This is a genomic window from Citrobacter sp. Ce119 (genome assembly GCF_030334525.1).
Lineage (GTDB): Bacteria > Pseudomonadota > Gammaproteobacteria > Enterobacterales > Enterobacteriaceae > Citrobacter > Citrobacter europaeus.
In genome coordinates, this window is the sequence record NZ_JAOWDR010000053.1 from 22,697 (window position 1) to 28,855 (window position 6,159).

At 50.2% G+C, this 6,159-nt stretch carries 11 protein-coding genes; 1 reads left to right on the forward strand and 10 read right to left on the reverse strand.

All coding sequences use genetic code 11. The features are described 5' to 3' along the window. Positions 1–7 precede the first annotated feature (7 nt). Genes rplV through rpsJ form a run of 7 tightly spaced genes read right to left on the reverse strand, consistent with a single transcriptional unit; the run spans position 8 to position 3,377 of the window. Positions 8–340 (reverse strand): 50S ribosomal protein L22, encoded by a 333-nt coding sequence (gene rplV, locus OGV80_RS14325; RefSeq protein WP_000448832.1) that lies wholly within the window; start codon positions 338–340, stop codon positions 8–10. Between the two features lie 14 nt (positions 341–354). Further along, positions 355–633 (reverse strand): 30S ribosomal protein S19, encoded by a 279-nt coding sequence (gene rpsS, locus OGV80_RS14330; RefSeq protein WP_001138115.1) that lies wholly within the window; start codon positions 631–633, stop codon positions 355–357. 16 nt (positions 634–649) lie between these two features. After that, positions 650–1,471 (reverse strand): 50S ribosomal protein L2, encoded by an 822-nt coding sequence (gene rplB, locus OGV80_RS14335; RefSeq protein ID WP_000301869.1) that lies wholly within the window; start codon positions 1,469–1,471, stop codon positions 650–652. A 17-nt stretch (positions 1,472–1,488) separates the two neighbouring features. Beyond that, complete coding sequence (gene rplW / locus OGV80_RS14340; protein WP_000617546.1) at positions 1,489–1,791, reverse strand: 50S ribosomal protein L23; 303 nt, start codon at positions 1,789–1,791, stop codon at positions 1,489–1,491. Next, positions 1,788–2,393: a 50S ribosomal protein L4 gene (rplD, locus tag OGV80_RS14345; RefSeq protein WP_003031119.1), complete on the reverse strand. Its 606-nt coding sequence runs from the start codon at positions 2,391–2,393 to the stop codon at positions 1,788–1,790. The genes rplW and rplD overlap by 4 nt, the downstream gene beginning before the upstream one ends. Positions 2,394–2,403: 10 nt before the next feature. Further along, the gene (gene rplC / locus OGV80_RS14350) at positions 2,404–3,033 is read right to left on the reverse strand and encodes a 50S ribosomal protein L3 (protein WP_003031117.1); all 630 of its coding nucleotides are present in this window, start codon (positions 3,031–3,033) and stop codon (positions 2,404–2,406) included. A gap of 32 nt (positions 3,034–3,065) precedes the next feature. Beyond that, positions 3,066–3,377 carry a 30S ribosomal protein S10 gene (rpsJ, locus tag OGV80_RS14355; protein WP_001181005.1) on the reverse strand — a complete coding sequence of 104 codons (312 nt, stop codon included), beginning with the start codon at positions 3,375–3,377 and terminating at the stop codon, positions 3,066–3,068. A 379-nt stretch (positions 3,378–3,756) separates the two neighbouring features. On the opposite strand from rpsJ, the gene OGV80_RS14360 reads away from it, so the two are divergent. After that, the gene (locus OGV80_RS14360) at positions 3,757–4,224 is read left to right on the forward strand and encodes a prepilin peptidase (RefSeq protein ID WP_043018542.1); all 468 of its coding nucleotides are present in this window, start codon (positions 3,757–3,759) and stop codon (positions 4,222–4,224) included. On the opposite strand, the gene bfr is transcribed toward OGV80_RS14360, so the two are convergent. From bfr to tuf, 3 genes are all read right to left on the reverse strand, one after another. Continuing rightward, on the reverse strand, positions 4,221–4,697 hold the full coding sequence (gene bfr, locus OGV80_RS14365) for a bacterioferritin (protein WP_003031113.1): 477 nt from the start codon (positions 4,695–4,697) through the stop codon (positions 4,221–4,223). The two genes, OGV80_RS14360 and bfr, sit on opposite strands and share 4 nt — an antisense overlap. 71 nt (positions 4,698–4,768) lie before the next feature. After that, the gene (bfd, locus tag OGV80_RS14370) at positions 4,769–4,963 is read right to left on the reverse strand and encodes a bacterioferritin-associated ferredoxin (RefSeq protein WP_003031111.1); all 195 of its coding nucleotides are present in this window, start codon (positions 4,961–4,963) and stop codon (positions 4,769–4,771) included. Between the two features lie 185 nt (positions 4,964–5,148). Further along, on the reverse strand, positions 5,149–6,159 hold a 1,011-nt coding region (gene tuf / locus OGV80_RS14375), incomplete at its 5' end, for an elongation factor Tu (protein ID WP_286514208.1).

Consider the following 6,159-nt stretch of genomic DNA (forward strand, 5'->3'; position numbering starts at 1 on the left):
CAGAGTCTCAGCGATCGGACACAACCACAGTAATGTGGCTGGTGCGCTTCAGGATGCGATCTGCACGACCTTTTGCACGCGGCATAATGCGCTTCATGCTCGGGCCTTCGTCTACGAAAATTTTCGTAACTTTCAGATCGTCAATGTCAGCGCCATCGTTGTGTTCAGCGTTAGCAATGGCAGATTCCAGGACTTTCTTAACCAGTACAGCCGCTTTCTTATTGGTGTAGGTCAGAATATCCAGAGCCTGCGACACTTTCTTACCGCGAATCAGGTCTGCAACAAGGCGAACCTTCTGAGCAGAAGAACGAGCATGGCGATGTTGAGCTAAAGTTTCCATCTCTTCCTCCTACCTTATTTCTTCTTCGCTTTTTTATCAGCAGCGTGGCCGCGATAAGTACGAGTCGGTGCGAATTCACCCAGTTTGTGACCGACCATTTCGTCGGAAACAAATACCGGAACGTGCTGACGACCATTATGGACAGCGATGGTCAAACCGATCATGTTAGGAAAGATCGTTGAACGACGGGACCAAGTGCGCAGGGGCTTCTTGTCTCCGCTTTCCACCGCTTTCTCTACCTTCTTCAGCAAGTGCAGGTCAATAAAAGGACCTTTCTTGAGAGAACGTGGCATGGCTTATCCTCTAAAATTATTTGCTACGGCGACGTACGATGAATTTATCAGTACGCTTGTTGCTGCGGGTCTTCTTACCTTTGGTCTGAACGCCCCACGGAGTTACCGGGTGCTTACCAAAGTTACGACCTTCACCACCACCATGTGGGTGGTCGACTGGGTTCATCGCAGTACCGCGAACGGTAGGACGAACACCACGCCAGCGTGCAGCACCTGCTTTACCCAGAACGCGCAGCATATGCTCAGCATTGCCAACTTCGCCCAGAGTTGCACGGCAGTCTGCTTCTACTTTACGCATTTCACCAGAACGCAGACGCAGGGTGACATAAGCACCATCACGAGCAACGATCTGAACGTAAGTACCAGCGGAACGTGCCAGCTGACCGCCTTTACCTGGTTTCATTTCTACGTTATGAACGGTAGAACCAACCGGGATATTGCGCATCGGCAGGGTGTTACCTGCTTTGATTGCAGCATCAACGCCAGATTGAATCTGGTCGCCAGCTTTCAGGCCTTTAGGGGCCAGGATGTAACGGCGTTCACCGTCTTTGTACAGAACCAGCGCGATGTTCGCGGAGCGGTTCGGATCGTACTCAAGACGTTCAACAACTGCCGGGATACCGTCTTTGTTGCGTTTGAAGTCAACAATACGATAAGCCTGCTTGTGACCACCACCGATGTGACGAGTGGTGATGCGGCCATTGTTGTTACGACCACCGGATTTGCTGTTTTTTTCAACCAGCGGAGCAAAAGGTTTGCCCTTGTGCAGCTCTGGGTTGACCACTTTAACAACGTGGCGACGACCCGGAGATGTCGGTTTACATTTAACAACTGCCATTGTATTACTCCTCCGACTTACTCAGCGCCGCCGACGAAGTCCAGATTCTGGCCTTCCTTCAGGGTGACGTAAGCTTTTTTCCAGTCGCTACGACGACCGATACGCTGTCCGTGACGTTTAACTTTCCCTTTAACTACCAGGGTGTTAACGACTTCGACTTCGACTTCAAACAGTTTCTGCACAGCAGCTTTGATTTCTGCTTTGGTCGCGTCTTTAGCAACTTTGAGAACGATGGTGTTAGTTTTTTCCATCGCAGTAGACGCTTTTTCAGAAACGTGCGGTGCGCGCAGCACTTTCAGCAGACGTTCTTCACGAATCATGCCAGCATCTCCTCAACTTGCTTAACAGCATCAGCAGTCATTACGACTTTGTCGAAGGCGATCAGGCTAACCGGGTCGATACCAGTTGCATCGCGTACGTCAACCTTGTGCAGGTTGCGCGCAGCCAGGAACAGGTTTTCGTCCAGCTCACCGGTGATGATCAGCACATCTTCCAGAGCCATGTCTTTCAGTTTCTGTGCCAGCAGCTTAGTTTTAGGCGCTTCTACAGAGAATGATTCGACAACGATCAGACGATCCTGACGTACCAGTTCGGACAGAATGCTTTTCAGCGCGCCGCGGTACATCTTTTTGTTAACTTTTTGACTGTGGTCCTGTGGACGAGCAGCGAAGGTCACGCCACCTGAACGCCAGATCGGGCTCTTGATAGAACCTGAACGCGCACGGCCGGTACCTTTCTGGCGCCACGGCTTTTTGCCTGAACCAGTTACTTCAGCACGAGTCTTCTGAGCACGAGTACCCTGACGAGCACCAGCTGCATAAGCAACAACAACCTGGTGAACCAGCGCTTCGTTGAAATCACGACCGAAGGTAGTTTCGGAAACAGTCAGCGCGCTCTGCGCGTCTTTCAATACTAATTCCATTGCTATCCCCTTACGCCTTCACAGCTGGTTTAACGATCAGGTCGCAACCGGTCGCACCCGGAACACCACCTTTAACCAGCAGCAGGTTGCGCTCAGCGTCAACACGTACTACGTCCAGGCTCTGAACGGTTACACGTTCGTTGCCCAGCTGACCTGCCATTTTCTTGCCTTTGAACACTTTGCCCGGAGTCTGGTTCTGACCGATAGAACCCGGAACGCGGTGAGACAAGGAGTTACCGTGAGTAGCGTCCTGGGTACGGAAGTTCCAGCGCTTAACGGTACCAGCGAAACCTTTACCTTTAGAGGTACCGGTTACGTCAACTTTTTTAACGTCAGCAAACAGTTCAACGCTAATGTTCTGACCAACGGTGTATTCTTCACCATCTGCCAGACGGAACTCCCACAGGCCGCGGCCAGCTTCTACGCCAGCTTTAGCAAAGTGGCCAGCTTCCGGCTTAGTTACGCGGTTAGCTTTTTTAGCACCGGTGGTAACCTGAACAGCGCGATAGCCATCGTTAGCCAGATCTTTAACCTGAGTAACGCGGTTTGCTTCAACTTCGATAACGGTTACTGGGATAGATACGCCATCTTCAGTGAAGATGCGGGTCATACCCACTTTTTTACCGACTAAACCAATCATTGTATCAACCTCTCAATCGCTCGATGACCTGATTAACCCAGGCTGATCTGCACGTCTACACCGGCAGCCAGGTCCAGACGCATCAGAGCATCAACGGTTTTTTCAGTTGGCTCAACGATGTCAACCAGACGCTTGTGAGTACGGATCTCGTACTGATCACGCGCGTCTTTGTTGACGTGCGGGGAGATCAGAACGGTGAAACGCTCTTTGCGGGTCGGCAGCGGGATCGGACCACGAACCTGCGCACCAGTGCGCTTGGCAGTCTCGACGATTTCCGCGGTTGATTGATCGATCAGACGATGATCAAACGCTTTCAAACGGATACGGATTCTTTGGTTCTGCATGAGACCAGAGCTCCAATTATTTTATAGACGAAATAGTTACTCCTCAAACCCATTACGATTGATGGGAGAGTGTAACCGTTCTTACAGAGTTCCCCGATTGGGAACATTGTCTGGTATTGCTTTCGCAGTACCGGTGGCTCATATCGAACCGCTGTCAATATTAGACAAGCCCGCGCATTATACGTAAATCTCAGTCTTAAGCAAGTGCCGCGTAGAAATTAATCACTCGTTCACAAATGCGGGTCCCCTTCCACTCTGATTGTATGTCCTGTGGTGCAACGCGTTTTCCCTGGAAGGGAGCAAACATAACCCACATCCCGGACTTGTAGAGCCGCCGGGTTTACCCGAGGGTAAACGCTTTGCCAGATGAGGCTTGCCCATGTACATCGATTTTCCCTTTCTGCTGATTTATGTTTCGCTATCAGGGTTGCTCTTAGTCCATGACCTACGTACCGGACTGCTGCCCGACAAATTTACCTGCCCTCTTTTGTGGGGCGGTCTTATTTATCATCAGTGCTGCAGACCGGCGCAGTTATCCGACGCGCTTTGGGGTGCCGTAGCGGGGTATGGGGTATTTGCTTTGTTCTACTGGGGGTATCGTCTGATATGCCGTCAGGAAGGGTTAGGCTTTGGTGATGTCAAATTTCTTGCCGCGCTAGGCGCATGGCATCGCTGGGAATCATTACCACTGTTGGTTTTACTTGCCGCAGGCATGGCCTGTTGCCTCACCGGGATTTCCTGCGTCCGGTGCGGGAGACAGGTACTAAAAAACCCGCTGCCATTTGGGCCATATCTGGCGGCTGCGGGTTTTGTCATTGGCCTGGTAAGTATGATACAGGGCAGTTAGTCGCTGACTTTAATTTGCGATTGCAGATAGTTTTGCAAGCCAAGTTTTGCAATCAGGTCCAGCTCTGTTTCGAGCCAGTCAATATGCCCTTCTTCTTCAGTCAGGATCTCGATCATCATATCCCGGCTGACATAGTCATGAACGCTATCGGCATAGGCAATGGCTTCACGTAAGTCTTTAGCACCATCGAGTTCCAGTCGAAGATCGGATTGCAGCATCTCTTCAACGTCTTCGCCTATACCCAACTTACCGAGGTCCTGTAAGTTTGGGAGCCCTTCTAAAAATAAAATACGCTCAATGTATTTATCAGCGTGCTTCATCTCATCGATAGATTCATGGTACTCAACATCATTGAGGCGAGTCAGTCCCCAGTTTTTAAACATACGGGCATGGAGAAAATACTGGTTGATTGCGACAAGCTCATTTCCCAATAGTTTATTGAGATAATTTATGATTTTAACATCACCTTTCATTTTATAGTCCCTCCGCTTCCACTATTAGAGCGTAGATGGGGCTACAGGGATGTCAAAAAAAAGAGTGTGACTTAGGCGATCTCTTTAAATTCTGGCATTTGCGTTAATTCATCCTGCATGACTTCGCGGGCGGCACGAATACACTTACCACATTGATTTCCAACAGGAATAAATTTACGTAATTGTTGAAAGGACTGAGGATGAAACTGGCGAACAGCCTGACGTATTTTTTTATCACTTATCGCATTACACAAACAAACGTACATGATCGCTCCCGTTCAATTTCTGCGCAAAGTGTAAATGAGAATAGTTATGATTACAATAGCACAACGCTATTTACGCGGCGGGAGAATGAATAAAAAATGCGAATAAATATGACAATCGCTAAATAGCAGGCAGCAAAAAGGGCGCCGAAGCGCCCTTTTTAAGCTCAAAGCTAATTAACTAATAATTAGCTCATTACTTTAGCAACAACGCCCGCACCAACAGTACGGCCGCCTTCACGGATTGCGAAACGCAGACCGTCGTCCATCGCGATTGGGTGGATCAGGGTAACAACCATTTTGATGTTGTCGCCCGGCATTACCATCTCAACGCCTTCCGGCAGTTCGATGGTACCAGTCACGTCAGTAGTACGGAAGTAGAACTGCGGACGGTAGCCTTTGAAGAACGGAGTATGACGGCCGCCTTCGTCTTTGGACAGAATGTACACTTCAGATTCGAACTTGGTGTGCGGCTTGATAGAGCCCGGCTTAGCCAGTACCTGACCACGTTCGATTTCTTCACGTTTGATACCACGCAGCAGAACACCAACGTTCTCACCAGCACGGCCTTCGTCCAGCAGTTTGCGGAACATTTCAACGCCGGTACAAGTAGACTTAGCAGTGTCCTTGATACCAACGATTTCAACTTCTTCACCAACTTTGATGATACCGCGCTCTACACGACCGGTAACAACGGTACCACGACCGGAGATGGAGAATACGTCTTCGATAGGCAGCAGGAACGGCTTGTCAATCGCACGCTCTGGTTCTGGGATGTAAGAATCCAGGAAGCCAGCCAGTTCGATGATTTTCGCTTCCCACTCTGCTTCGCCTTCCAGCGCTTTCAGAGCAGAACCACGAACGATCGGAGTGTCGTCGCCCGGGAAATCGTACTGAGACAGAAGTTCACGAACTTCCATTTCTACCAGTTCCAGCAGCTCTTCGTCATCAACCATGTCGCATTTGTTCAGGAACACGATGATGTACGGAACGCCTACCTGACGACCCAGCAGGATGTGCTCACGAGTCTGCGGCATCGGGCCGTCAGTCGCAGCAACAACCAGGATCGCGCCGTCCATCTGCGCAGCACCGGTGATCATGTTTTTAACATAGTCGGCGTGGCCCGGGCAGTCTACGTGTGCGTAGTGGCGAGTCGGGGTGTCATATTCAACGTGAGAAGTGTTGATGGTGATACCACG

Bases quoted from the DNA above. Each gene is read 5' to 3' on its own strand.
- rplV (WP_000448832.1), bottom strand. From the start codon at position 340: ATGGAAACTTTAGCTCAACATCGCCATGCTCGTTCTTCTGCTCAGAAG.
- rpsS (WP_001138115.1), bottom strand. From the start codon at position 633: ATGCCACGTTCTCTCAAGAAAGGTCCTTTTATTGACCTGCACTTGCTG.
- rplB (WP_000301869.1), bottom strand. From the start codon at position 1,471: ATGGCAGTTGTTAAATGTAAACCGACATCTCCGGGTCGTCGCCACGTT.
- rplW (WP_000617546.1), bottom strand. From the start codon at position 1,791: ATGATTCGTGAAGAACGTCTGCTGAAAGTGCTGCGCGCACCGCACGTT.
- rplD (WP_003031119.1), bottom strand. From the start codon at position 2,393: ATGGAATTAGTATTGAAAGACGCGCAGAGCGCGCTGACTGTTTCCGAA.
- rplC (WP_003031117.1), bottom strand. From the start codon at position 3,033: ATGATTGGTTTAGTCGGTAAAAAAGTGGGTATGACCCGCATCTTCACT.
- rpsJ (WP_001181005.1), bottom strand. From the start codon at position 3,377: ATGCAGAACCAAAGAATCCGTATCCGTTTGAAAGCGTTTGATCATCGT.
- OGV80_RS14360 (WP_043018542.1), top strand. From the start codon at position 3,757: ATGTACATCGATTTTCCCTTTCTGCTGATTTATGTTTCGCTATCAGGG.
- bfr (WP_003031113.1), bottom strand. From the start codon at position 4,697: ATGAAAGGTGATGTTAAAATCATAAATTATCTCAATAAACTATTGGGA.
- bfd (WP_003031111.1), bottom strand. From the start codon at position 4,963: ATGTACGTTTGTTTGTGTAATGCGATAAGTGATAAAAAAATACGTCAG.